The 26,203-nt window shown below is 67.5% G+C and carries 13 protein-coding genes; 5 read left to right on the plus strand and 8 right to left on the minus strand.

What is annotated here, in order from left to right; translation table 11 throughout:
- The 5 genes from ACXAD2_RS10595 to ACXAD2_RS10615 all read right to left on the minus strand — a co-directional run bounded on the left by ACXAD2_RS10595 (window position 1) and on the right by ACXAD2_RS10615 (window position 14,682).
- On the minus strand, window positions 1–4,716 hold the full coding sequence (locus ACXAD2_RS10595) for a MupA/Atu3671 family FMN-dependent luciferase-like monooxygenase (protein ID WP_475169679.1): 4,716 nt from the start codon (window positions 4,714–4,716) through the stop codon (window positions 1–3).
- A 5-nt stretch (window positions 4,717–4,721) separates the two neighbouring features.
- Window positions 4,722–5,747 (minus strand): glycosyltransferase family 2 protein, encoded by a 1,026-nt coding sequence (locus ACXAD2_RS10600; protein ID WP_475169681.1) that lies wholly within the window; start codon window positions 5,745–5,747, stop codon window positions 4,722–4,724.
- A gap of 4 nt (window positions 5,748–5,751) precedes the next feature.
- Entirely contained in the window at window positions 5,752–12,237 is a 6,486-nt protein-coding gene (locus ACXAD2_RS10605; protein ID WP_475169683.1) for a type I polyketide synthase, read from the minus strand.
- Window positions 12,238–12,454: 217 nt separating this feature from the next.
- The gene (locus ACXAD2_RS10610; protein ID WP_475169685.1) at window positions 12,455–13,822 is read right to left on the minus strand and encodes an oligosaccharide flippase family protein; all 1,368 of its coding nucleotides are present in this window, start codon (window positions 13,820–13,822) and stop codon (window positions 12,455–12,457) included.
- Window positions 13,819–14,682 (minus strand): glycosyltransferase, encoded by an 864-nt coding sequence (locus ACXAD2_RS10615; RefSeq protein ID WP_475169689.1) that lies wholly within the window; start codon window positions 14,680–14,682, stop codon window positions 13,819–13,821. The genes ACXAD2_RS10610 and ACXAD2_RS10615 overlap by 4 nt, the downstream gene beginning before the upstream one ends.
- Before the next feature lie 148 nt (window positions 14,683–14,830).
- Here ACXAD2_RS10615 and epsE point away from each other — a divergent pair, with 148 nt between their 5' ends.
- On the plus strand, window positions 14,831–16,045 hold the full coding sequence (gene epsE, locus ACXAD2_RS10620) for an exopolysaccharide biosynthesis GT4 family glycosyltransferase EpsE (RefSeq protein ID WP_475169692.1): 1,215 nt from the start codon (window positions 14,831–14,833) through the stop codon (window positions 16,043–16,045).
- A 42-nt stretch (window positions 16,046–16,087) separates the two neighbouring features.
- Here the strand turns inward: epsE and ACXAD2_RS10625 are convergent, their stop codons facing one another.
- Window positions 16,088–19,075: a calcium-binding protein gene (locus tag ACXAD2_RS10625; protein ID WP_475169695.1), complete on the minus strand. Its 2,988-nt coding sequence runs from the start codon at window positions 19,073–19,075 to the stop codon at window positions 16,088–16,090.
- Window positions 19,076–19,410: 335 nt separating this feature from the next.
- On the opposite strand from ACXAD2_RS10625, the gene ACXAD2_RS10630 reads away from it, so the two are divergent.
- Window positions 19,411–20,976: a 2-isopropylmalate synthase gene (locus ACXAD2_RS10630; RefSeq protein ID WP_475169697.1), complete on the plus strand. Its 1,566-nt coding sequence runs from the start codon at window positions 19,411–19,413 to the stop codon at window positions 20,974–20,976.
- Between the two features lie 301 nt (window positions 20,977–21,277).
- Here ACXAD2_RS10630 and ACXAD2_RS10635 read toward each other — a convergent pair whose 3' ends face one another.
- Complete coding sequence (locus tag ACXAD2_RS10635) at window positions 21,278–21,790, minus strand: SH3 domain-containing protein (protein WP_066103243.1); 513 nt, start codon at window positions 21,788–21,790, stop codon at window positions 21,278–21,280.
- Window positions 21,791–21,896: 106 nt separating this feature from the next.
- Between ACXAD2_RS10635 and ACXAD2_RS10640 the strand changes: the two genes are divergently transcribed.
- The 3 genes from ACXAD2_RS10640 (at window position 21,897) to ACXAD2_RS10650 (ending at window position 24,884) form a co-directional block, all read left to right on the plus strand.
- Window positions 21,897–22,883: a 2-hydroxyacid dehydrogenase gene (locus tag ACXAD2_RS10640; RefSeq protein WP_475169698.1), complete on the plus strand. Its 987-nt coding sequence runs from the start codon at window positions 21,897–21,899 to the stop codon at window positions 22,881–22,883.
- Window positions 22,884–22,905: 22 nt separating this feature from the next.
- Window positions 22,906–23,766: a dTDP-4-dehydrorhamnose reductase gene (gene rfbD / locus ACXAD2_RS10645; protein WP_475169700.1), complete on the plus strand. Its 861-nt coding sequence runs from the start codon at window positions 22,906–22,908 to the stop codon at window positions 23,764–23,766.
- A gap of 140 nt (window positions 23,767–23,906) precedes the next feature.
- The gene (locus ACXAD2_RS10650) at window positions 23,907–24,884 is read left to right on the plus strand and encodes a hypothetical protein (RefSeq protein WP_475169702.1); all 978 of its coding nucleotides are present in this window, start codon (window positions 23,907–23,909) and stop codon (window positions 24,882–24,884) included.
- 78 nt (window positions 24,885–24,962) lie between these two features.
- On the opposite strand, the gene ACXAD2_RS10655 is transcribed toward ACXAD2_RS10650, so the two are convergent.
- Window positions 24,963–25,754, minus strand: coding sequence for a Hint domain-containing protein (locus ACXAD2_RS10655; protein WP_475169703.1), 792 nt, complete (start codon window positions 25,752–25,754; stop codon window positions 24,963–24,965).
- Window positions 25,755–26,203: the final 449 nt, after the last annotated feature.

Consider the following 26,203-nt stretch of genomic DNA (forward strand, 5'->3'; position numbering starts at 1 on the left):
TCAGGCGCTGCGCCGCGCGCGCATCTCGCGCCGCCGGGCCATCGCGTCGGACCTTGCGCGGGCGCGTTCGTTCATCGGCTGCGCCGGGCCCGCGTCGCTGGCCGTCTCGGCATTGGGCTCGGGCGCAACCGCTTTCGCCGCCGCAGGCGCCGGGGTCGCGACCCTCGGGCGCGGCGCTTTGCCAGAACCGGTGCCGGAGGCGGCGCCGGAGCCAAGTCCCGCGACACGCCCGGCAAGATCCTCCAGCACCGGGAAGCGGAAGATATCGGTGATCGACAGCCCCCGCGCGCCCAGATCGTCACGGATCGCACGATGCGCCTGAACCGCCAGCAGCGAATGGCCGCCCAGCTCGAAGAAATTGTCGCGCCCCGAAATCCCCTGCACGCCCAGAACCGCCTGCCAGATCTCGGCAATCGCCGCCTGCACCTTGCCGGTATCGGCGGCACTGGCTTTATCGGGCACGGCGCTGGCTGCCGCAGGTTGCGCGGACGCGGCCGGACGCGGTGCGGCCACGGGTTTGCGCGCCACCGGCGCTGGCAGCGCCTTGCGGTCGACCTTCTTGTTCGGGGTCAGCGGGAAGCTCTCCAGCGCGACGAAATGCGCCGGCACCATGAAGGCGGGCAACCCCTTGCCCATCTCGGCCCGCAGCGCCGCGTCGTTCACCGGCGCGGGCGCGGTGTAATAGCCCACCAGCCGCAGATCGCCGGGCGTGTCTTCGCGCGCGACCACCACGGCCTGCGCGATGCCCGGCTGCGCCTCCATGACCGCCTCGATCTCGCCAAGCTCGATCCGGTAGCCGCGCAGCTTCACCTGATTGTCGACGCGCCCGATGAAGTCAATCCGCCCGTCCATCCGCCGCCGCACCAGATCGCCGGTGCGGTACATGCGACCTGCGTGGAACGGGTTGGACACAAAGCGCTCGGCGGTGAGCTCCTCGCGGCCCCAATAGCCGCGCGTCACGCCCTCGCCGCCGATCCACAACTCGCCGGGCACACCCACGCCCACTGGCTGCTGCGCCTCGTCCAGCACGTAAAGCTGCTGGTTCGCCAGCGGCAGGCCGATGTTCACCACACCCTCGGCGGCGCGCGCATCCTCGGTCGAGGACCAGATCGTCGTCTCAGTGGGCCCGTACATATTGGTCACCGAAGCCTCGGTGATCCGCCCGAACTCCTCGACCAGCGCGCCGGGCAGCGGCTCGCCGCCAAGGAACAGGTGATCCACCTTCGACAGCGCAAAGCGCGCCTCGTCGTTCATCGCGATCATCCGCGCCATCGAGGGCGTGCACTGCATATGCGTGACCCCATGGCGCAGGATCTGCGCGGCGATCGAGAAATCATCCTCGGCCAGTTCCGGCGCTACATTCGCTCGCTTCACCACCTCGGCCAGCGGCCTCAGCCCCTCCAGCACCGTATCAACGGAGATGCCATAGTCGATCAGGCAGGCGATCTCGCCCACGCCGATGCGCTTGAGCTGCTCGGTCCGCTCCAGCGCGTCCTCGACCGTACCGAAGAGCCCGCTTTCGTTGAAATACCGCTCGAAGGCGAAATCCAGAATAGCCTCAAGGTCGTCCGGCTCCAGAATGTCGAGGTCCAGATCGAAGGCGTTGTTCACCCCTTTCGGGCGTTTGAACGCCGGGAAGGCCCATGCGTATTGCTTGATCAGCGCCGCAGCAGACCGCAGGTATTCGCGCATCGGCTCACGGGCGATCTCGCGCGCCTCGTCGCGGGTGTCTGCAACAAAGCTGTGCAGCATCAGCGTGACGGTGAAATCCTTCGGATCGCGCCCGGCCTCACGCAGCGACGCGTGATAGAGGCGGATCATCTCGGCCACATCGTCGATGCTCTGGCCCAGCAGGTGGGTCAGCACGTTGCAGCCATGGGTGCCCGCGTCCTTCCACGTCTGCGGGTTGCCTGCGACGGTCAGCCAGAGCGGCAGGTCTTTCGACACCGGGCGCGGCTGGGTCACCACGTCGAACAGCGTCCCATCCTTGCGCGGGAAGGCGACGGGCTTGCCAGACCACAGTTCCCGAATTTGGGAAATATTCTCGATCACTGCGCGCTTGTTGTCGGGCGGCGTGTTTTCGGGCCGCAGCACGAAGTCATCGGGCTGCCAGCCCGAGGCCAGCGCCAGCCCGGCCCGGCCGTTGGTCAGATTGTCGATCACCGCCCATTCCTCGGCGATCCGCGCCGGGTGATGCAGCGGCGAGACGACAGAGCCCGAACGCACGGCCAAATTCTCGGTCACCGCCGCCACCGCAGCGCCGGTCACCGAGGGGTTGGGATAGGGCCCCCCGAAGGCGTGGAAATGCCGCTCGGGCGTCCAGACCGCGCAGAACCCATGCTTGTCGCCGAACTTCGCGCCCTCCAGCAGCAGCCGGTATTTGTCGCGCCCGACGCCATCGTCATTGCCCCAATAGTAGAGCGAGAACTCCATGCGCTGGTCCGACAGCGGCATCGGCCCGTTCGAGATCAGCCCGCGATCCTCGTCCGAGGTCAGCACCACCTTGAAGCCGCGCGCCAGCGTGTAGAACAGCTCCAGCACCGAGATATCGAAGCTGAGGCTGGTCACGGCGAGCCATGTCCCCGCGGGGACATGCGGCACCACCGCGTCCATGCCGGTGAAGAAGTTCACCACGTTGCGCTGTTCGACCATCACCCCCTTGGGCGTGCCGGTCGAGCCGCTGGTGTAGATCAGATAAGCGATATCCTCGGGCGCGCTGGTTCCCTCGGGGGGCGCGGCGGGGGCCTGCGCCAGCCGCGGGTCGGCGTCGAGCAGCAGCAGATCCGCGCCATGTTCGGGCAGCGTTCCCGCCAGCGCCGATTGCGTGACGATCACCGGGGCGCGGCTGTCCGAGATATAGTGCTGCAGCCGGTCCGCCGGATAGGCGGGATCGAGCGGCAGATAGGCCCCGCCCGCCTTGAGGATCGCCAGCGCGCCGACAAGCAGATCGACCGATCGGCGGGTGCACAGCCCCGCCACGACACCCGGCCCCACCCCCATGCCCTGCAGCACATGCGCCGCGCGGTTGGCCCGCGCGTCGAGGTCGGCGTAGCTCAGGCTCTGCCCCTCAAAGACCAGCGCAATGGCCTCGGGGCTGCGCGCCACCTGCGCCTCAAAGGCGCTCTGCATGGTCAGGCTGCGGTCATGCTCCACCCCGGTGGCGTTCCACAGGTCCACCACCACGGCGCGCTCGGTCTCGGGCAGCACCGGCAGCGATGCGGGCTGCGCGCCTTGGGCCAGTTGCGCGGCGATCAGTTCCAGCCGGGCGGCGATCAGCTCGGCCTGCGCCGGTCTGATCCGCCCGGTGTCCGCATGCAGCAGCGCGCCGCCCGCGGTCTCTTCAACGGTCAGAACGGTGCCGGGGATCATCCCGCCGGCAAGGCTCAGCCCCAGATGCGGCACCTGCGGTGCGCCGGTCAGTTCCGGCGCGCGGGCGGGCAGGTCTTTGGCAAGACCCTTGCGCTTGCGCGCCTCGGCGATGGCCTCGGCCATCTGCGCCTGCAGCGCCGCCGCATCGCCGCTGGCCTCGACCCGCAGCGGCACCCAAGGCAGGATGATGCCGCTCAGCGCGAGGCTGTTGAGCATGATGCCCGAGACGGCGATATCGCAGGCCCCATGCTCGTCATGACGGGCAGCAAAGGTCGCGACGGTGGCGGCCAGATCGGCCTCGCCCAGCGACAGCGGGCGGCTGGTGATCTCGCCCGACGCCTTGCCCAGCCCCGGCATCTCGAAAGGCCGCAGCGCCGCGAGCTTGCCGCGCCAATGCGCCTCATGCGGCGCGACGGTGCGGATCGCAGTGTCGATGCGCGCGCGGTCCTCGGCGGGAAGCGCCTGCATCGTGCCGCCCGGCGTGCCGACCAGCGCCACAGGGGCCAAAGCCCCGCAGGGATAAGAGAAATGCGCCAGCCGCAGCGCACCACTGCCGCAGGCCACGGTCAGATGGTCGTCGGTCGCTTCGAGGATCTCTCCCGGCGCGCCGCGCCCTTCGATCCCCTTGGCCGTGCCGACATTCCAGAAAGCCCCGTTCGAAAACACCTTGGGCATCGACAGCGGGTTGAAATAGCCGCCGTGATCCAGCGCCCGCACCAGCCGCGCCAGATCGGTGGCGGGCTTGGTGAAATCCAGCAGACCATGCGCCGCAGGCCGGTCGGCCAGCGCGTGATAGCTGCGCTGCGACAGGTCCTGCGGCAGCCGCTTCAGCCCGTGTGCAAGCTGCTCGATCACCGCGTCGAAACTGTCGATCCCGGCCTCGAAGGCCTTGGCGTTCAGCGTCAACGCCGTGTCGCTGGCCGAGATATCGAAGCCGCGCGCGGCAAGGACATCGCCCTCGTCGACGCCGCCCTCGATCATGTGCCAGCTGATGCCGTGGCGGGTCTCGCCCTCGATCAGCGCCCAGACCGGCGCGTTGAGCCCGGCGTGGCGCGGCAGCGGACCGTCGTGGAAGTTCACCGCGCCCTTGGCTGGCAGCGCCAGAACGGCGGCGGGAATAATGTCCAGATTAGAGATCGACAGCAGGTAGTCGAACCCGCGCGGCAGGCGGGCCTCCAGCCCGGCACCGGGGGCGACGGTCGCCAGCCCGGCGGCCTGCGCCCATGCCGCGATCTCGGCGTTTCGCGTCACCACGGCTTTGATCTCGTGCCCGGCCTGCAGCAGCTTGGCGCCGCAGTGCACCAGCAGGGATTCATTGCCGATCACGACAGAGGAAAACTTGGCCATCACGTTCACTCCACTTTCGCCGCTCTGCGGGCTGTCCCCGCGGGGACGGCGCGGGCCGGTCCGGGCCGGACCAGTGCCTTGAGGTCATGCCACGCGAGGTCGCGCAGGAAATGCGGCGGATCGACCCGCGGTTTGCGCTGCAGCACCCGGCGCAGCCGCCACATGAGCCCGCCCGCCAGATGCGCCAGCGTCGCCGCCGCCGCATAGCCGCGCCCGCGGGTTTTGGAAAAATAGTGCCAGCGGCTGTCGAGCCAGAAACCGGGGATCCGCGACCAGCGCTTCATCCCCGTAGAGACCGAGCCGATGTGCATCACCTCGCTGCCGCGCACGTAGTGGGTTGCGTGTCCGGCGCGGGCGGCGCGCAGGCAAAGCTCGGTTTCTTCGAAGTAGAGGAAGAAGGCCTCGTCAAAGAGGCCGATCTGATCCAGCACGCTCTGCCGCATCATGATCGAGGCCCCGGCCAGCCACTCCACCGCCTGTGTCCCCGCGGGGACAGGCATCGGCACCGCCTTGCGCCGCAGTAGGCGCGAGACCGGGCCAAAGCGGATGGCGCCCTCGAACTCGGAGGCGATCGACGGGAAGCGGAAGGCGGTCATATGCGCCGCGCCATCCTCGCCGTGGATGTAGCTGCCGGCAAAGCCCGCCTCGGGATGCGCCTCGAGATGCGCCAGAAGCGCGCGGATTGCCTCTGGCGCGGGGAAGGCATCGGAGTTCAGCAGATAGACGTAATCGGGGCGGCTGCCGTCGGTCAGGCCAGCGCGGATGCCGATATTATTGCCCGCGCCGAAGCCGCCGTTGCGCTCCGAGCGGATCAGCCGCAGCGGCGCGCCTTGCGCCCAGGTTTCGGTATCGAGCGCCTGCTTCATCACCTCGTAAGACCCGTCGCCGCTGTCGTTGTCGACGATCACAAGCTCGGCCCGCAGCCCGTCCATCGCGCGCAGCGCCGCACGCACCGAGCGCAGGGTCATCTGTGGCGTGCGGTAGTTGAGCGAGACGATAAGGACGCTGGGCTGATTGGACAGGTTGGCCATGGCCCTACTCCGCCGCATGGGGGCTGGCGAAGGGCAGCACGGCGCTGCCCAAATGGCCCGCTTCGGCCTCGGCGATGGCCTGCCGCATCTGCGCCGCCAGCACCCGCACATTGGGCTCCAGCACCATGGAATCATGATCGCCCGGCACCTCATGCACCGCCACATGCGGCACGAACTGACGCCAGTCGTTGTCCTCCAGCACATAGGCGCGTTCAGAGTTCACCATGCGGCCGCCGCCGACCCGCCACTTGCCGACCAGCGGCGGGCGGTAGAGCACGAGGTTGCCCTGCCACGGCCGCACCTCATAGCGCGCCACGGCGGCAAGGAAGGCGGCCTCGATCTCGGCATTGTGGAAGGCGTGCTGGGTGGCGGTCTCTGCGCTGGCGCGGCGCTTGGCAATCTCCCAGCGGAGGCGGTTGCGGGCCCAGACCAGCGGGTAAAGCGCGCCCTTGGCCTTAGCCTCCTGCCATTGGATGCGCAGCCGGTCGGCGCGCTCCAGCGGGCGGCGCGTGGGCAGCGGCGTGTCGAGCAACACGCAGAGCGAGACCTCCTCGCCCATCGCTTCGAGCTGGCGGGCGATCTCATAGGCGGTGATGCCGCCGCCCGAGAAGCCGCCGACCATATAGGGGCCCTCGGGCTGCACCTGCCGCATCTCGGCGATATAGTCGCGAGCCGTCGCTTCGATGCTGTCATGCGGGGCCTCGCCGCCGTAAAGCCCCTTGGCCTGCAGGCCATAGAACGGACGGTCGGCGCCCAGCAGATGCGCGAGGTGGCGCAGGTTGAGCACATTGCCGAACATCCCCGCCACGAGGAAGAAGGGCGTGCGCGGCCCGCCCTCGCCGTCATGCATCGGCACCAGATGGGTGAAGCGGCGCTCGGGCACGGCGGGTTTTGCATCGGCTGTTTCGCCGGTGTCGCCTTTGTCGCCGCTGTGCCCGGTCTGCGCAGCGATGAGCGCGGCGCATGTGCGGATCGTCGGCGCCTCGAACAGCACGGAGATCGGGAAATCGACGCGGAAGGCCTTTTTGACCATGGCAAAGAGCCGCACGGCGATCAGGCTATGGCCGCCGAGGTCAAAGAAACTGTCTTCGGCCCCGACGTTCTGCACGCCCAGCAGATCCTCCCAGAAGCCCGCCAGCGTGCGCTCGATCTCGCCCTCGGGCGCGACAAAATCGCCGTCGAGTTGCGGGCGGTCGAACTTTTGGCCTTCGGCTTTCTCGGCTGTCGAGGCAGCGGTCTGCCGGGTCAGCTGATCCAGATCCATCGACGAAACCACCACCTGCGGCAGCCCTAGCTGCAGCGCGCGGGCAAAGGCCTCGACGCCTTCGGCGGGCCGGATGCCCTGGCTGAGGTTATGGGCCAGCCGTTCCTCGGCGGCAGAGAGCGGCTGCGCGGCACCCCCCTCGTCGACCTCAAGCTCGGCGGCGGTGAGCCGCGGCGGGCTTTGCAGCAGATCGGGCGAGGCGAGGCGGCGGATCGTGAAGCCCGAGATCTCCATCAGCACGGCGCCATCGGGGGCGCAGAGCGTGACGTCGAAACTGGCGGTCTCGGCCTCGGCGCGGTTGCCCGCGGCATTGCGCACCCACGACACGATGCGATCCGGCAGCGGCGCGTGCACGCGGACGCGGGCGTATGAGACGGGGACCCACAGATGCGTCGGCTGCCAGCCCTCGATCAGCTCCATCGCCCAGCCGGTGGCGATGTCCAGCAGCGCCGGATGCAGCAGGCAGCCGTCCTGCGCCGCCTCGGGCGCGAGCGACAGCTCGGCGATGCCCTCGCCCTGCCCCAGCGCGCGGGTGTCCAGCACCTTCCAGCGCGGGCCGAAGTCCAGCTGCACCTCCTGCGCGGCCACCAGCTTGCTGCCCTGAGGCGCGCGCATCGGCGCGGCGCAGCGGGCGCGGATGGCCGAAAGATCAAGCGGCGCCGGGCGTGCCATGGGCAACAGCGCCAGCGTGGCCTGCGCGGTGAGCGCAAAGCCGCGGCGCCCGCCCAGCGTGGCATCGGCCAGCACCTCGAAGCCATAGCCTTCGTCCTTGCGGGTCAGGCGCAGGCGCATGTCGCGGCGGCCGCCCTCGCTCACCCGCAGCGGGCGCAGGAACGACAGGTCGCGGATCTCGAAGGGCTGTTCCTCGCGCTGCGCCTTCAACGCGTGGGCGGCAAGGGTCAGATAGCCGGTGCCGGGCAGCAGCGCGTCCCCGGCGCGGGTGCGGTGCTCGTCGATGATCCAGTCATCGGCGGACAGCGTGCTGGTGAAGAGGCGGTTGCCATGGGCGTCGAAGGTGGCGTCGCCCAGCAGCGGCAGGCCGGTGGGCTCGACCGGCGGCTCGGGCAGATCGCCGCTGCGCGCGGCCACCGCCTCGGCGGCCATGCCGACCTCGTTCCAGATGCCCCAATTGATCGCGGTGACCCGGGTCTTGCCCCCGGCGCGCGCCTCGGCGAAGGCGTTGAGATAGGCGTTGGCGGCGACGTAATCCACCTGCCCCGCAGGCGCGGTGACAGTGGAGGACGACGAGAACAGCACCATCCAGTCGCAGGCGCCATCGGGGAAGACCTCGCCCAGCACCTGCGTGCCGTGGATCTTTGGCGTGAAGACATCCTCGACCGAGGCGGGCGTCTTGGTCAGCAGCGGCGCGTCGTCGATCACCCCGGCGCCGTGGATGACGCCGGTGATCCGGCCAAAGCGCGCCTCGGCGGCCTCGCGCACCGCCTGCAGCTGCGCGCGGTTGCAGACGTCGGCGGCGATGACCAAGACCTCGGCCCCGGCCTCTTCCAGCGCCTGCACCGCGCGAATGCGGCGGGCGAGCGGATCCTGCGGCGCGTGGCGGGCGAGGTAGTCGGGCCAGTCCGCGCGCGCGGGCAACGCGCGGCGGGCGACGAGCACCAGCTTGGCGCCATGTTGGGCGAAGGCCATGCCCAATGACAGGCCAATGCCGCCGAAGCCGCCGGTGAGCAGGTAGGTGCCCGGCCCCGGCTGCGGCGCGCCTTCCGGCAGCGGCACCGGCTTCATGGCGCATTCGAAACGGCGCCCGCCGCGCAGCGCGGCGCTGGCATCCTTGGGCTCGGCCAGCAGATCCTCGAGCACCAGATCGGTCAGCTGCGTAAAGGCGGCCTCGCGCGCCGCTTCGGCCTTGCGGCGGGTCAGCAGCCCGCCCTGCGCGGGCTCCGGCAGCACCAGATCCAGCGTCAGCGCGCTCACCCCCGGCAGTTCGCGCGGAATGACGCGGGCGGGACCGGCGATGGTCGCCTTGCCGGGGTGCACGAAACCCTCGTCCCGTAGCTTCGCCGCGCCGGTGGTCAGAACGGTCAGCGGCAGCGGGCGCGGCAGGTTTTCCTCGGCGATGGCCTGCGCGAGAAAGAGCAGCGAATAGAACCCCTGCTCCTGCACCCGGTGAAAGAAGCTGGAGCCGGGGCGGTGCGTTTCGCCTTCGGTGACCAGCCAGAAGTGCGCGATGCGGGACGGCACGTGGCCGCGCAGGGACAGGTCCTGCAGCAGCAGATCATAGCCCTCGCGCCCGCGTTCTGGCGGGAGGATGTAGGATGTGTCGGACAGCCGTGTGAAGGCATCGCCGGGGCGCACCTCGATCACCTCATGCCCGGCGGCGGTGAGACGCGCAGCGCAGCGGGCGGCGAGCCCGGCCTCGTCCATGAACATCAGCCAGACCTGCGGCTCTGCGCTGGCGAGGTCGTCGGTCACATCGACCGGCGTCTCGGCAGCGCGCGGCCGCCAGTGCGGTGCCCAGCCCCAGCCCGAGATGTCATCGCTGCGCATCAGGAACTGCGGCGCGCTGGCGGTCTGCGCCTTGCCCGGCGCGATGAAATAGGGCGCACGCTGGAAGGCGTAGCTGGGCAGCAGCACGCGATTGCGGCGGGCATCGCCCCAGACCTGCCCCCAGTCGATCTCTGCGCCCAGCGCCCACAGGCGGCCCAGCACTTCGAACATGAACCGGTCGTCACCGATCTGCTCGTCGGGGTGGCGCAGCGAGCTTAGCACCTGCTGACCCGGCACATCGGGATGCTGGCGGGCCAGCGACGAGAGCGCCTTGCCCGGTCCGACCTCGAGGAAGACACGGTTCTGCGTCTCGGCCAGCGTGGCGACGCAGTCGGCGAAAAGGACGGTGCCGCGCAGATGCTCAACCCAATAGTCGGGGCTGATGGCCTCTGCGTCAGTCATCCATGCGCCGCTGCGGTTCGAGGTCAGCGGGATCTGCGGCGGGCTGAGGTCGATAGATCGCAGATAGGCGCGGAACTGATCAAGGATCGGCTCGAGCATGCGGCTGTGCGCGGCAATGTCGATGGCGATGCGCTGGCAGTCGATGCCCTCGGCTTTCAGTCTCTGTTCAAGGGCTTTCAGAGCCTCTGCGGGGCCGGAGGCCACCGACAGCTCGGGCGCATTGACCGCGCCGAGATCGAGATCATCCCCAAGATTGCCCTGCAGCTTTTCCGCTGGAAGGCTGACCGAGAGCATGCCGCCCGCGGGCACCGTGTCAAAGAGCCGCCCGCGCAGATGCACGAGGCCGATGCAATCCTCAAAGCTCATCACCCCGGCGATACAGGCGGCGGTGTTCTCGCCCATGGAATGGCCCGAGAGCGCGGCGGGGGTGATGCCCCAGCTGATCCAGAGCTTGGCCAGCGCCACCTCGCAGATCAGAATGAGCGGCAACTGCAGCGAGGGCTTTTTCAGCGCCTCATCGGCGGCGGCTTTGGCGTCGGGCTTGGGCAGCCAGAGCGCGCGGATGTCGGCATCGGTGATCTCGGCAAGCGCGGTAAGGCCGCGGTCCATCCAATCGGCGAAAACAGGCTCTGTTTCGTAAAGATCGCGCGCCATCCCGGCGTATTGCGCACCGCCGCCGGGAAACAGGAAGGCGACGTCGGGGCGATCGAGCGCGCTATGCGAATGCACGCGGCGGGGGCTGTCCTCTTCGAGCAGGCGCGCCGCTTCTTCATGGCTTTCAGCGACGACAATGCGGCGCTTTTCAAAGGCGCGGCGGCCCTCTTTGAGCGTGAAGGCCACATCGGCGAGCGGCTGCTCGGGGTGGGCGCGCAGATGCGCGGCGAGACGTTTCGCGTTCTCGTCCAGCGCCGCCTTGCTGCGCCCCGAAAGCGTGAGGATCTGGAACGGCCAGTCGCTCTGCTCGGACGCGGGGCGCAGCGGCGCCTCTTCCAGCACCACATGCGCATTGGTGCCGCCAACGCCCAGCGAGTTGACCCCGGCGCGGCGCGGATGGTCGCTGCGCTGCCATGCGGTGAGCCTGTCGTTCACCACGAAGGGTGAGTTTTCGAAATCGATGGCGGGGTTGGGGGCCTCGAAGCCCAGCGAGGGCGGCATCTGCCCGTGATGCAGCGCCAGCGAGGTCTTGATCAGGCTCGCCACACCGGCGGCGGTGTCGAGATGGCCGATGTTGGTTTTGACCGAACCGATGCGGCAATGGCCCTGTTTAGAGCCGCTTTCCGAGAAGGCCTGCGTCAGCGCGGCCACCTCGATGGGATCGCCCAGATAGGTGCCGGTGCCGTGGCATTCGACATACTCCACCGTGTCGGCGCTGATGCCCGCCACAGCCTGCGCCTCGGCGATGGCCTGCGCCTGACCGTCCACCGACGGCGCCAGATAGCCCGCCTTGCCCGCGCCGTCGTTGTTGATGGCAGAACCCTTGATCACCGCCCAGATGTGATCGCCGTCCCGCTGCGCATCGGCCAGACGGCGCAGCACCACCACACCGGCACCAGAGCCAAAAACCGTGCCCTGCGCGCGGTGGTCGAAGGCGTGGCATTCGCCGTCGGGCGAGAGGATCTCGTTCTCGCGGTAGAGATAGCCGCGCATCTGCGGCAGTTCGATCGTCACCCCGCCCGCCAGCGCCATGTCGCATTCGCCGTTGAGCAGCGCCTGCACCGCGAAATGCGTGGCGACGAGCGAGGTGGAACAGGCGGTCTGCACGTTGACCGACGGCCCGTGCAGATCGAGCACATAGCTCAGCCGCGTGGTCAGGAAGTCTTTGTCGTTGCCGGTATGGCGCAGCAGGAACATGCCGGTGCTGTCCACCAGATCGGGGTTCGAGCACAGGTTGACGTAGAAATAACTGCCCATGCCGACGCCGCCGAAAACGCCGACCGGCCCCTCGAAATTTTCCGGCACGTGACCGGCGCTTTCCAGCGCCTCCCATGCGGTTTCAAGGAACTGCCGGTGCTGCGGGTCCATGATCGCCGCATCCTTGGGGGCGAAGCCAAAGAACTCGGCGTCGAACATCTCGAAACCGTCGAGCGGCGCGCCGAAGGGCACATAGTCGCGGTGGCGCAGCAGACCCGGATCCTCGCCCGCGGCGCGCAACTCCTCTTCGGTGAAGCGGCGGATGGAACGGCGGCCTTCGCGCAGGTTGTCCCAATAGGCGGCAATGTCGGCGGCCCCGGGAAGATGCGCGGCCATGCCGACGATGGCGACGTCCGTCTCGGCGCCGGGGTTGGCCGAGGTCCGTGCAATGTCGTGCTGAACGTCCAAAACCAATCCTCACTCGCAAACCCGCGACATCCCGCGTGGTAAAGGCCGAATACGGAGAAAATTGGGCGCAAATTGGCGTGCCCGGCCCCCATCCGGCAACAAACCATGCCCTGTCGCGCCACTGTCCCTGTATCGCACCTTAGCAGTGCCCGCACCGCCTGTCTGCGCCCCGGCAGATGACCTAGCCGGATGACCCGGCGGGTCCCCGAAAGGAGACTCAGGCCCCGGACGCCACCAATGCGCTGATCGCGGGCCAGTTGAGCACCGCCGCCAGCAGTGCCAGAGCCGCGCCAAGCAGCGCGAAGCACAGGTCGTGCAGCGGATCCCAGACGCCCATGCGGCGGGCCAGCCAGACGACCACCGGATAAGACAGCAGGAACGCCGCCCCATAGCCCAGCAACGCGCCGATGAGCCCGTAGGTTTCCAGCCCTACGAGAATGCAGCCGATCATCAGCACCGCGCGGGCCAACGACAGCACAAAGAAGCTGCGGCTGTCGCCCGCCGCCAGCGCCGCCTGATCATAGGTCTGCACGACGATCTGCGGCATTTGCATGCAGGCGATGATCACCGTCACCGCGCCCGCCGCCAGATAGCGTTCGTCATACATCAGATCGACCAGCCAGTGGCCACTGACGGCAAAGCTCGCCACCAGCACCAGCAGCGGGCCGGTGACGGCAAAGCGCATCTTGCGTAGCCGCAGAAAGTTCTCGCGGCTCTGGCGTGGCGGTGTCTCGCGATAGATCGGGATGAGGATCTTGCGCGTCACCATGCCGCCGAGGAGCATCGGGAAGGAGGCGAGGAAATAGCCGATGTTGTAGACGCCAAAGCGCTCGAGGCTGAGGTATTTGCCGATCAGCAGCTTGTCGCCCTGACTGAAGAAGAAGCCGCAGACCGTCGACAGAAAGATCCACTTGCCGAAATTCACCAGTTCGGCCCGAGCCTCGGGCTCCCAGCGGAAGCGGTTGCGCCCCCCGGCCAGCAGCAGCGAATTGGCGATAAGCTCGAACAGCGTGCTGAGCAGCCCCGAGGCCACCAAGGCCCAGACCGACCCGGTGGCCCATGCCAGCAGCACCGCGCTGCCGACACCAACCGTTTGCGTGCCAAGCTCCAGCAGCGTGACCCGGCCCAGCATCAGATGGCGGTTCGCGGTGTCCATGCGGGTGGGCCGGAAGCCCGCGATCAGCAGCGCCAGCCCGGCAACCGGCAGAAAGTGCATCAGCTGCGGCTCGTCGTAGAGTTGCGCCATCGGCCATGCCAGCGCGCAGGCGGTCAGCCACAGGCCGATGCCGCGCAGCACCTGCAGCGTCCATGCGGTGTCGAGGAAATCCCGGTCGTCGCCGCGCTTGCTTTGCAGGATCGCCGGGGTGACGCCCACATCCGAGAATTGCACCAGCCCCATCAGGAAGACCGAGACCAGCGCCATGAGCCCGAAGGCCTCGGGAAACAGCAGCCGGGTGAGGATCAGGTTACCGCCCAGCCGCAGCGCCTGCGAAAAGCCGAAGCTGCCGACCGTCAGCACCGAAGAGCGCAGCGCACGGGCCGAGAGGGAACTGCCCGAAAATCTTTGCCAGATCGCCGTGCTCATCGCCCGCGGCTCCATTCCGGTGCGCGTTGCGGGGTCAGCCGGACCATCAGCGCGACGCCCGAATAGACCGCAAAGCCCAGCGGGTCGCGCAGCGCCATGCGAAGCTTGCCGCCCGCGCCAAAGGGCAGCTTGTCATCGTTGCGCAGCAGCCGCGGGAACAGCGTGCCGACCTGCGCGACGCCCGCATCCTGACGGCGGCGCACGCGGATCAGCGCCGCCAGCCCCTCGGCGATCGGCCACTCATAGGTGGCGGGCACGGCGCTGCGCTCTGCGGGGGTGAAGCTGAGGCGCACAAAGGTATCGTCCGAGATGATGTCGGGAAACTCCTGCCAGCGGGCACGGCCCTCGGCATTGACGGCAAAGACACCGCAGCCGGGCACGCCGCGCGCCATGAAAGGCACCTGCCGCCAGATCCGGGCATAGGCGCGGGCCGCCCAGCCCTCGCCGGTGATCCGCAGCGTGCCGCTGGCATAGCGCGCCCCCGGCCCGGCGAGCGCGTCCTGCAGCTGCGCCAGAAGCGGCGGGCTGACGGTGACATCGGCATCGAGATAGACCCGCAATCCGCCCCGCGCCGCCGCATCACCGGCGTTGAGCGCGCCGAGCTTGCATCCCTTCGAGACCTCGATCACCCGCAGGTTCCAGCCGCGCGCCTCGGCCTCGGGCATCAGCGCCCGCGCCTGCGCCGCGGTGTCGTCACGGCAACCATTGGCGATCACCACAATCTCGGGGGGGGCTGCGGCGGTCCAGTCCGAGGCCAGCAGCGCTCTCAGGCAGCGCGCGATAACCGCGCCTTCATTGCTGGCAGGCAGAATGACGGAAAGCGCCGGATTGCCGGGAAGAGAAAACTCGTGAACACTCATGATCCGTACCAAGGACGCCACACATCAGCACTTCCTGCACCGTGGCAGGGTGGAATTGCCAGTCAACTGTGGCCAAAGAATGATCATAAGCAAGTGTAACGTGTTCACCGGCGGATTCGTGGATCCTCTGGGAGAGTTGGGGGGACGAGTGCCGCAGAAACTTCGGATCGGGTATCTCGTGCCCCAATTCCCGGGGCAGACGCATATTTTCTACTGGCGCGAAGTGCGCGCGCTCGAGGCGATGGGCCACGAGGTGCATCTTCTGTCGACGCGGCTGCCGCCGACCGCGCTGATCGCGCACAGCTGGTCGCAGGATGCGATTGCACGCACGACCTACCTTGGCGAGGTCCGGCCGCTCGGTGCCGCGGGCGCGCTGGCCAAGCTGATCGGACGCGGCCTGCCGCGTGACCTGCTGCGCGAAGGTCCGCGCTTTGCCCCGGATATCGCCGTGACGCTCTCGGCCGCCGAGACGCTGCGCGCCTATTGCGAAGAACATTCGCTCGATCATGTGCATGTGCACAGCTGTGGCCGCGCCGCGCTGGTGGCGACGCTGGCCCGGCGGCTTGGCGGTGTGCCCTATTCGCTGACCCTGCACGGGCCGCTGTCGGATTACGGCCATGGCCAGAAGATGAAATGGCGCGGCGCGGCCTTTGCGACGGTGATCACCCATCGCCTGATGGATGAGGTCCAGAGCCAGTTGCACGGGCATCTGCCGCCGCATGTGGAGGTCCGGCCGATGGGGGTCGATACCGAGATTCTGCGCCGCGAGACGCCCTATGAGCCGCCGCAGAAGGGCCGCCCGATCCGGCTGTTCTCTTGCGGGCGGCTCAATGTGGTGAAGGGCCATCAGGACCTGATGTCGGCAATTCGCCAGCTGCTGGATCAGGGCGTCGACGTGCGGCTCGAGATCGCCGGCGAGGATGACGCGGGCGGCAGCGGCTACCGGCAGGTTCTGGAGGCGCATCTGCGCAAGCTGCGGCTGCAGGACCACGTGAAGCTGCTGGGGGCGATCGACGCCGGTGAGGTGAAGGAGAAGCTGCTGGCGGCGCATGTCTTCGTGCTGGCCTCGTGGCACGAGCCGCTTGGCGTGGCCTATATGGAGGCGATGGCTTGCGGCGTGCCGGTGATCGGCATCGACGCGGGCGGCGTGAACGAGCTGATCGAGGCGGGACACACCGGCAAGCTGGTGCCGCCGAAGGATCCCACGGCGCTGGCGCGGGCGATCCGCGATCTGGCGCAGAACCCCGAGAGCGCCGAGCGTTTCAGCGTGGCGGGCCGCGCCCATGTGGAGGCGCATTTCCGCGCCAGTCTCGGGGCGGAAACGCTGGTGCGCGAGATCCGGCGGTCCCGCGGCGGGCAATAGCCTTCGAAGGCTATTGCAAATCTCTTCGAAGAGATTTGCGGCTCAGAGCCCCGCGGTCGGCAGCTCGGTTTCGGGCGCCTCTTCGAAGGACAGCGTCTCGATGGCAAAAAGCGTGATGCGGTCGCGCGGCCCCTCGGCCAGCAGCCGCCCCTGCCCGTCGCGGCTGAAGGCATAATCGTCCCGCGCCCCCGGCAGCAGCGCATGATCCTGCCCTGCCCCGCCGTGCAGCTTGTCGCTGCCGCCGCCGGAGACCAGCGCATCATCCCCCGCGCCGCCGAGCAGGATATCGGACCGCTCGGAGCCTTCGAGCCGCGCGCCTTTCGCATCGGAACGCAGCATCAGCCCATCGTCGAAAGTCCCTGCCGCGCGGTCTTCCCAGCCGGTCGGCCCCGAGGCGTTGTAGCTCATCAGCATGTCCCAGCGCGGGTTGTCGTCGTCGAGATGGCGCAACGCGCCCCAACTGCCCCATTGCGAGGCGGGCGCCACATCGACAAAGGCGTTGAACAGCGTGCCGCCCGCGTTGACCCAGCCGCTCAGCAGCTGTTCATAGAGCTTGGCCATCTCGGGCGTGTAGCTGAACGCCTCGAAAAAGGCGGTCAGCCGCTCGTCCTGCACCCGCTCGGCCTGCGCCGCCGCATGGGTGCCGCCCTCATACATCACCAGCCGCAGCCCCGCCTTTTCGGCCACCTCGGCGTGATAGGGAAAAATCTCGCCGGTCAGTTCCGCCAGCGCGCCGTCCTGCAGCGCCATGGCCACCGGCAGCATAGCCGCGTCGAACCTGTGCCGTTTGACGTATTCGCGCAGGGCGACCCGGCGCAGCCCCTGCGCCTCGCCGTCCTCCTGTGCCTGCATCTCGGCGCGCGACAGCCAGTCCTCGACCTGCCCCGCCATCTCCTCGCCGCCCAGCTCATAGCCGAAATAGCCGGTCACCGCGTAGGCATCAAAGCTTTCGGCGGGCTGATGACCGAGCGCGAGAAACGCCAGCGGCGCGGTGAGGATCTGCTCCTCGAGGCCCGGCCACCCGGTGTGGGTCGAGACCACCCGCACGAGACGGTCCTCGGCCTCATTGCCATAAACCTCTGACCAGATGTCCATCACCTGCGCCGCGCGCAGACCATAGAACTGGATCCAGCCCGATTCCGAACGGCCCCAGCGCGCCTCGGCCTGCTGGGCCGCCCAATGCGCCTGCGGGAAGACGAAGTTCCAGACCTCATTGGAATATTCCACATAGGCCTTGAGCCGCGGGTCGAGCCGCGCCTTCACCAGTTCGGCGAAGCGCCGGACGTAGTCGTCATCGGCCATATGCGGCAGGGTGAACCACGGGTCGGCGCCGATCTCATTGGCCAGTTCGATCATCACCTCGGGCGGCACGCCCCAAGCGGTCCATGTGTAATCGCTGCTGCGCGGGCGGTCGTCCCAGCCCATCACCGGCGAGCCGTTGGTCATCATCCAGTCCATGAACCGCAGGCTGCGCAGATCATGGATGCGGGCCAGCCAATGCGGGTTGAACAGCGCCCCGGCCTCGAAGATCTGCATCTGATCCTCACGCACCACATGGATGTCGCGGATCGGATCGTCGGGATCGGTGGCCGAGATCGAAATTCCCACCGACCCCTCGCCCGGCGCATAGTCGAAAAACGCGCGGCCCTCTTCCATCCGCACCCGGCTGGCGCGCCCGGTGATCTGCAGATCGCCCTTGCCCTGCCAGAGCACCACATAGGTGCCGCGCAGCGATACCGCCGCCTCGGGCTGATCGGTCAGCAAGAGCGCCTCGAGCCGCTCGACGCCTTCGGGAATGCGCAGCGGCCAGCCGTTCTCGTCCAGCACGCCCTGCGCCCGCAGCGCCGCGATCTCGACCCCGCCCCATTGGCCGGGCAGATGGCCGATCCACTCGCGCGCCGATTTCATCAGGTCGACAAAGGGCATCTGGGTGGACCAATCCGACAGCCCGTTGAGCCCCATGGCCAGCGCCGGGTCCCCCTCGGGGCGCGCGCCGGGATCGGGCAGCGCAAGATCCGGGCGATGCGGCAGCGGTGCTTCCGGAGCGGCCTCGGGCGTGGTCTCGGGGGTGGTCTCGGCGGTCTCGGCAGCGGCGGTCTGGATCAGCGGCTCGGGGGTCTCTGCGGCGGCCTTTTGGCGCGGCGCAAGGTCCGAGACCGCCTGCCAGACCTGCGCGGCGATCTGCCCATAGGCGGCGGTGATCTCGGGCGCGATCTCGGGTGGCGGCACGTAGGCCGCGGGCGGCGGCGCGCCGTAGAGCGCGCTGTAGCTGACCATTGCGGCGAGGAAATACAGAGACGGCGTGCCATGCGGCGCGTCATCGACGTAGAGCGCCTCGACCGGCAGATCCTGCAGCAACCCGCCCTCGCCGAGCAGACCGGCGATCACCCGCGCCACCGGGATCAGATGCAGGTCCTGCTCGGGCCGTGCGGCGCGCAGCTTGTCCAGCAGATCGTCATACCAAACGCCGTAGGTGCCGAGCGTGAAGTCGTGGTACTTATGCAGCCCGCGTGCCGAAGGCGGGTAATCCCCGGCCACCGAGGCCATGTCGGGCCAGCCTTCATAAACCCAGAGCGGCGTGCCGGGGGCATGGCCCTCGATCCAGTCCGCCACCGTGAGAATCGCATCCAGCGGGCTGGTGTTGCCGGGATTGTTGCCCGGATAGGGCGCGTCGGCGGCCTGATACTGCAGAAAGTTCGCCGGGGTGATCAGCACCGCATCATAGCCCGCATCCCCGAAACTGCCGCGGCCCGGGTCCCAGTTGTTGGCGACGCCGGGAATGCTCCAGTTCGGTTCCGGCGGCAGCCCATCCGAGAAGTCGCGCAGAAAGCCCCATTGCCCGTCGAGCGCAAGCTCGCCCCCGCCCGCCTCGGCCAGACGGCTCAGCCAGTAGGGCGTGTTGCTATGCGCCTCCTGCCCGAGGAAATGCACGAGGGAATTGCCGAACACATAGACCTCGCGCTCTTGCGCAAGCGCGGCAAGCGGCCAGCCAGCGGCAAGAATGGCCGCCTTCAACAAACGCCGGAACATCAAACTCCCCCGAACAAAATACCTTTGCTCAACCATATGGGCAGCCTGCGCCGCCACTCAAGCGGCCTGCGCGCTGGCGCTGCGCCGCAGCGTAACTTTCCGGCTCAGAGTGGGATTTTTGCGGTTTTCATTTCGGGCTTCGTGCGTATAGTCGCGCCCATGATGACACTCGGCCATATCCCCGCAGCAGCACGTGCCCTTGGCGCGGCGCTTGCGCTTGGCCTGCGTCTAGTCCTAATCCGCCTCTGAGCGCGCATCTCGGCGCGACCGCTCAGAGGAGGACCGTTTCGCGCCGGCGAACCCTTTCCAGGACGACAACTCAAGAGATCCGAAAAATGACCGACCAAGCCAAAGACCGCGTGTATATCTTCGACACGACCCTCCGTGACGGCGAGCAGTCGCCCGGCGCGACCATGACCCATGACGAAAAGCTCGAAATCGCCGAGCTGCTCGACGATATGGGTGTCGACATCATCGAGGCGGGCTTCCCGATCGCTTCCGAGGGCGACTTCCGCGCCGTCTCGGAGATCGCCGAACGCTCCAAGAACTCGGTGATCTGCGGCCTCGCCCGCGCCCAGCTCAACGACATTGACCGCTGCTGGGAGGCGGTGAAACACGCCAACCGCCCGCGCATCCACACGTTCATCGGCACGTCGCCGCTGCACCGCGCCATCCCGAACCTTACCATGGACGAGATGGCCGAGCGCATCCACGATACGGTGACCCACGCGCGCAACCTCTGCGACAACGTGCAATGGTCGCCGATGGACGCCACCCGCACCGAGCATGACTATCTCTGCCGCGTGGTCGAGATCGCCATCAAGGCGGGTGCCACCACGATCAACATCCCCGACACCGTGGGCTACACCGCGCCGGTGGAATCGGCGGAACTGATCCGCATGCTGATCGAAAAGGTGCCGGGCGCCGACGAGATCATCTTTGCCACGCACTGCCACAACGATCTGGGCATGGCGACAGCGAACAGCCTTGCCGCCGTCGAAGCCGGTGCACGGCAGATCGAATGCACGATCAACGGCCTTGGCGAGCGCGCGGGCAACACCGCGCTCGAAGAAGTCGTCATGGCACTGAAAGTGCGCGGCGACATCATGCCGTTCGAGACGCATATCGACACCAAAAAGATCATGCATATCTCGCGCCGCGTCGCGACGGTCTCGGGCTTCCCGGTGCAGTACAACAAGGCGATCGTCGGCAAGAACGCCTTTGCGCATGAGTTCGGCATTCACCAGGATGGCATGCTCAAGAACAAGGAGACCTTCGAGATCATGCGTCCCGAGGACGTGGGTCTTGCGGGCACCTCGCTGCCGCTCGGCAAGCACTCGGGCCGCGCCGCGCTGCGCGCCAAGCTCAAGGATCTCGGTGTCGATGTGGGCGACAACCAGCTCAAGGACATCTTCGTGCGGTTCAAGGATCTTGCCGACCGCAAGAAAGAGGTCTTCGACGAGGACATCCTCGCGCTGGTGACGGCGGCGATGACCGATGGCGCCGATCACCTCGAGATCGTCTCGCTCAAGGTCGTCTGCGGCACCGGCGGTCCGGCCGAGGCGACGCTCGAGATGGAAGTGGGCGGCGAAGAGAAATCCACCGTGATGGAAGGCGACGGCCCTGTCGACGCCACCTTCAAGGCAGTGCGCGCGCTCTATCCGAACTCGGCCCGGCTGCAGCTGTATCAGGTGAACGCGGTGACCGAAGGCACCGACGCGCAGGCCACGGTGTCGGTGCGTCTGGAAGAGGACGGCAAGATCGCCACCGGCCAGTCGGCGGACACCGACACGGTCTATGCCTCGGCCAAGGCCTATGTGAACGCGCTCAACCGCCTGCATGTGCGCCGCAGCAAGACCGGCAGCGACCAGAAGGAAATCAGCTACAAGGACGTTGGCTGAGCCACGCCCCATCGCTGAAGATCAGAAGATCGCGCCGCCCCCTGCGGCGCGATTTTTGTTTGGGGGCTTCCTTGTGGCTGGCGAGCCCGCCCGGAATCAAGGCGAAGCCGCCGGGCGAGCGCCGGCCCGTCGCACCAGAGGTGCGCATTTCAAGATTACGCGCCTTTGGCGCGTGGGCGGGCTGGCGCTTTGTCAGCGGTGCGATACGGATTGAGGTCGCAAGGATCTTGCTGGGATAAAGCGATGACCTCGTAAGGCTGCGCGCCATCCCACGGGCCAGCGCTCGCCCGGCTACCGTTTATTACTCCCGAATCTCGTCCGGCGCGACGCCCCACATGGCACTCTTGGGGGCCCAGCCCTCATAGCCGCCCGCCGAAAGCTGGCACCACTCCGCGTTGCAGGCCTCGAGCTGGGCGATCACGCCGAGCGCCAGCTTCGCCTCGACCGGCGTTTCGGGATCGGGCTGGGCGTGTAGCTCCAGCATGTCTTCCTCGACCAGCACCGTGCGCACGCCCGAGAGCAGCGCATAATGGATCCAGCCGCCCGCACCGTCCTTGTCGCGCACCCGGCGCCAGTGACCGTATTCGGCGACGATCTCCAGCGGCATGTCGCGCCGCGTGTAGACCCAGTCGATGCGATGGGTGAGCGACGGGCCACGCCGCGCGTTGCCCTCGCTGGTCTTGAGCGAAACGTAGCGCGGCAACGGAAGGTTGGTGACCGGCCCGCGTTCCTCGGCCGCCTGTGCGACCGCCGGTGTGACCGGGCCGCAAAGCAGGGCGGCAAGCAGCCCCGCCAACACAGAAGTCCTGACCATCGTGTCTGTCCTGCTCGAGATTTTCCGCCGGGGTTCTTGTGCCCCGTGCATGCATGGGACACTGTGCCAAAGCGCAGAGCGTAAGGAAAGGGAGGCCCCACCCGCCATGCCGCAGAAACGCCTGACTGTTGTCGTCACGCGACGTTTGCCAGAGGCGGTCGAAACCCGCCTGAGCGAGCTTTTCGACGTCAAACTGCGAACCGAGGACATCCCGATGACTCGCGCAGAATTGACCGCCGCCATGGCCGAGGCCGATGTGCTGGTGCCCACACTGACCGATCAGATCGACGCCGGGCTGATCGCGCAGGCCGGTCCGCGGCTCAAGCTGATCGCCAACTACGGCGCCGGGGTCGATCATATCGACGTCGAGACCGCGCGCACCCGTGGCATCATGGTCTCGAACACCCCCGGCGTGATGACCGATGACACCGCCGACATGGTGATGGGGCTGATGCTGGCGGTGATGCGCCGTATGCAGGAAGGCCTCGCCACCATGCAGGAAGGCAATTGGGCCGGCTGGGCGCCGACCGCCTTCCTCGGCACACGGCTGGGCGGCAAACGTCTGGGGATCCTCGGCATGGGCCGCATCGGGCAGGCGGTGGCGCGCCGCGCCTCGGCCTTCGGGATGCAGATCCACTATCACAACCGCCGCCGCCTGAGGCCGGAGATCGAAGAGGGCCTCGAGGCGACCTATTGGGAGAGCCTCGACCAGATGGTGGCGCGGATGGACGTGATCTCGGTCAACTGCCCGCACACGCCCTCGACCTTCCACCTGCTCAACGCGCGGCGGCTGCGGCTGATGAAACCCTCGGCGGTGCTGCTCAACACCTCGCGCGGCGAGGTGATCGACGAGGCCGCGTTGACCCGGATGCTGAAGGCGGGCGAGATCGCCGGGGCCGGGCTCGACGTCTACCAGCACAAGATCCGCGGCAACCCGGATCTGGTGAACATGCCCAATGTGGTGATGCTGCCGCATATGGGTTCGGCGACGCTGGAAGGCCGCATCGAGATGGGCGAGAAGGTGATCATCAACGTCAAGACCTTTGCCGATGGGCACCGCCCGCCGGATCAGGTTGTCCCGGCGATGCTCTGAGACAGAGAGACAAGGAATAGAGATGCGAGTTTTGGTATTCGGCCGCACCGGTCAGGTGGCCCGCGAGTTGCAGCGCCGCGCGCCCGTTGTGGCGCTGGCACGGGATGAGGTCGATCTGACCGACCCGAAAGAATGCGCCGAGGCCGTGCGCGCCGAGGCCCCCGATGTGGTGATCAACGCCGCCGCCTATACCGCCGTCGATCAGGCCGAAACCGACGAAGAGACCGCGACGCTGGTCAATGGTGCCGCGCCGGGCGCGATGGCCAAGGCCTGCGCCGATCTTGGCATCCCCTTCGTGCATATCTCGACCGATTACGTCTTTGACGGCGCCGGCGATGAGCCCTTCCTCCCCGACGCCCCCACGGCCCCGCTGGGTGCCTATGGGCGCAGCAAGCTGGCGGGCGAAGAGGCCGTGCGCGCCGCGGGCGGGCCGCATGCGATCATCCGCACCTCTTGGGTGGTGTCGGCGCATGGCAAGAACTTCGTGAAGACCATGCTGCGGCTCGGCGCCGAGCGCGACCGGCTGACCATCGTCGCCGACCAGATCGGCGGGCCGACCTGCGCCGCCGATATCGCCGTGCTTTGCCTCGCCGCCGCCGAGCAGCTGATCGAGGCGCCGGAAAAATCCGGCACCTATCACCTCTCGGGCGCGCCCGATGTGAGCTGGGCCGATTTCGCCCGCGAGATCTTTGCTCAGGCCGGGATCACCTGCGAGGTCGCCGATATTCCCTCCTCCGAGTTCCCGACCCCGGCCAAACGGCCCGGCAACTCGCGGATGGACAATAGCGCCACCGTGTCCGCCTTTGGGCTGCCGCGCCCGGATTGGCGCAACGGTCTGGCGGATATCCTGCGCGAGTTGGAGAGCAAACCGCAGGACGCCTGACCGGCGGGGTCTCAAGGCCCACTCAAGTTCATGTAAAAACGGGGAGAATGTCCGCTTTTCAGCCATCTTCCCGCACCTCTTCTGCCGCCGCTCTGCGCGATTGTGGCGTCATCGCATGGGTGGCGGAAGAAGAGTGAACCATGGAACCGACATATGACATCGTCCCGTCCTCTTGGCGGGCCGGGGGCATGGGCAACGGCGTCCAGTCCCTGAACCTTGAACTCGCGCAGGCTCATGATCTTGCGCTGGTCGATGCCGGCATTGCCGTCGGCAGTTTTGGCTACGGTATGACCGATCCGCGCGACGCTGCGCGGCTCACCCTCATGCCCGAAACCGAGGCCGAGCAATTCTACGGCCTCGAATATGATGCGCTGGCCCACGAGCGGGCCGAGCTGACCACCGGCCGCAAGTCGAAGCTCGCGCTGTTCCGGTTAGAGGCCGACGGTAGTGTGCGCGGGTTGCGCAACGCTGCGATCAGCCTTGGCTATATGCCGGACCGCAATGAGGCGGGCGACGACCGAGACTCGCATGGGGCCACCGACCAAACCGGCTATGGCGAAAGCTGGCGCATTGGCTGGACCGAGCGGCTGCCCGAGATCATGCAGCTTTCGGTCGATGGCCCGCTGGAGGATATGGGTCTGGACGCGACCGGCCATGTGCCGCGCGCCCCGGTCGAAGACCCGCTGTCCCCAAGCGCAAGCGTGCTCTCGACCGAGGCAGGCACCGAGATGCTTGCCGCCAGCACCGCGCCGGCATTTTCCGCCGAGGCGCGGGATCTGATGCTGCGGTTCCTCGACGAGGATGCGGACGAGCCGGATACGTTCGATTTCTCGGGCGCTGCTGGGGACCGGGATGGCGTACAGACCGCATCTGGTCCTGCAGCGCTGTCTCATGCCGAGCAGACACATGTCGAGATGATGGCGCAGGAGCTTCAGTTCATCGAAAGCCAATACGCCGCGCTTCACGGGGCGCTGTTCGACGGCGACCCACCGGTCGACTTCGGCGCGCATCACGGCCAGTTCGATGGCACTTCCGATAAGCACGCACCGGAGTTGGCACATCACGGTGTGTCTTGGCCGGATTGGCTGCATTCGGATGTGGGCGGAGGCTTTGCCTGACCGTCTCCACCGGAGACGCCATCAAAATCAATCCAAGCGCCATGCCAGCTCTGTCTTGAGACCGGCATGGCGTTCGGGTCAGGCCGCTTCCTTCATCAGCAGCGCCGCTTCGCGCGCGCTGAGGTTGCGGCGTGCGTGTGTGCCATAGAGACAGGGACGCTCGGCAATGCCCGGCAAAAGGCTCATGAGCCGCGCGCGATCATCGTCACACAGGCTCGAAAGCGCCGTATTGGCGGGATGGAAGCTCTCTGTCTCGACGCCATTGGCAAAGACGATCTCATGCCGCGGCAGCAGCAGATGCACATAGGTCACCTCGCGCTGCCCGATGTCCCGGCGGATCGTGCTGCCGTTGACCAGATGTTTGGCGGCCACAAGAACCTCATCGGTGTTGAACAGCGCCCGCGCCACCGCGCCGCGGATCAGCATCCGATGCTCCGGCGAGACGAGAAACTCATCGTCCGGGCGCTCGATCCCAAAGGCGCCCGCACGAATGAGAACCGGGCGCAGATCGGGCATCACATGCAGGCGCGCGCCGCTCATCCTGCGGCTGCCGACCCAATGCACGGGCTGAACGCCGTCATCCTTGGTCTGCACGCTGTCGCCCTCGCGCAAATGCTCGACCGCGACAAGCCCGCGCGGCGTCAGGATGCGCGTCCCCGCCGCAAAGCAGATCACCCCGCCCTCGTCCGGGCGCGCGCGATCGCGCCGGAAACTCGGCTCGAGCGTGTTGTGGACGACCCACATGTCCTTGTCGCGCGGCGGTATCTCTCCGATGAACATCAACAGAGGCCGCGAGCTGTCCGCGACCTCGATCTCTGTCACTGTGTAGCTTTTCAAGCCGTCGGTGACGACAAAGCTGGACTCCGGCATGACCGCGCCGCCGGTTTGGCCCGGCGCGGATACATCGCTTTGTGAAGTCTCCGGATGTGCCCGGCGCTCCGCCGCTTGATCCGTCATGGCTTCGCTCACCAACCGGCGCACCCTCTGCGCCGCCCGCTTGCGAAGCTCCGCTTCCCCATCTTCCCGGTCAAACACATCGGGACCCGAAGGCCCCGCGACCTGTACTAACTCACCACACCAAGCCCAAGCGGCCCCAACTTGCAGGGCCGACGGAGGCGCGGCCTTCAGGCCGTCTATGCGCGTCTGTGACCAAGAGATGACGAACGTGCCACGATAGGCCGTTGTCATGTCCTGAAATCCTGCTCTCGTTTGTTTTTATACACTACAAAATAGCAATCGCGGGCTTGCCCATCCAGCCTGTTGAGAGAGCGCCGAGGGCCGGAAGCTGACTCATTTTGTGTCAATTTCTTGCCGGAGCG

Source organism: Salipiger sp. ABN3_019 (assembly GCF_056158605.1).

Coding starts and splice junctions, on each gene's coding strand:
- ACXAD2_RS10595 (WP_475169679.1), bottom strand. CDS start 4,716: ATGGCCAAGTTTTCCTCTGTCGTGATCGGCAATGAATCCCTGCTGGTG.
- ACXAD2_RS10600 (WP_475169681.1), bottom strand. CDS start 5,747: ATGGCCAACCTGTCCAATCAGCCCAGCGTCCTTATCGTCTCGCTCAAC.
- ACXAD2_RS10610 (WP_475169685.1), bottom strand. CDS start 13,822: ATGAGCACGGCGATCTGGCAAAGATTTTCGGGCAGTTCCCTCTCGGCC.
- ACXAD2_RS10615 (WP_475169689.1), bottom strand. CDS start 14,682: ATGAGTGTTCACGAGTTTTCTCTTCCCGGCAATCCGGCGCTTTCCGTC.
- ACXAD2_RS10625 (WP_475169695.1), bottom strand. CDS start 19,075: ATGTTCCGGCGTTTGTTGAAGGCGGCCATTCTTGCCGCTGGCTGGCCG.
- ACXAD2_RS10630 (WP_475169697.1), top strand. CDS start 19,411: ATGACCGACCAAGCCAAAGACCGCGTGTATATCTTCGACACGACCCTC.
- ACXAD2_RS10635 (WP_066103243.1), bottom strand. CDS start 21,790: ATGGTCAGGACTTCTGTGTTGGCGGGGCTGCTTGCCGCCCTGCTTTGC.
- ACXAD2_RS10640 (WP_475169698.1), top strand. CDS start 21,897: ATGCCGCAGAAACGCCTGACTGTTGTCGTCACGCGACGTTTGCCAGAG.
- rfbD (WP_475169700.1), top strand. CDS start 22,906: ATGCGAGTTTTGGTATTCGGCCGCACCGGTCAGGTGGCCCGCGAGTTG.
- ACXAD2_RS10650 (WP_475169702.1), top strand. CDS start 23,907: ATGGAACCGACATATGACATCGTCCCGTCCTCTTGGCGGGCCGGGGGC.
- ACXAD2_RS10655 (WP_475169703.1), bottom strand. CDS start 25,754: ATGCCGGAGTCCAGCTTTGTCGTCACCGACGGCTTGAAAAGCTACACA.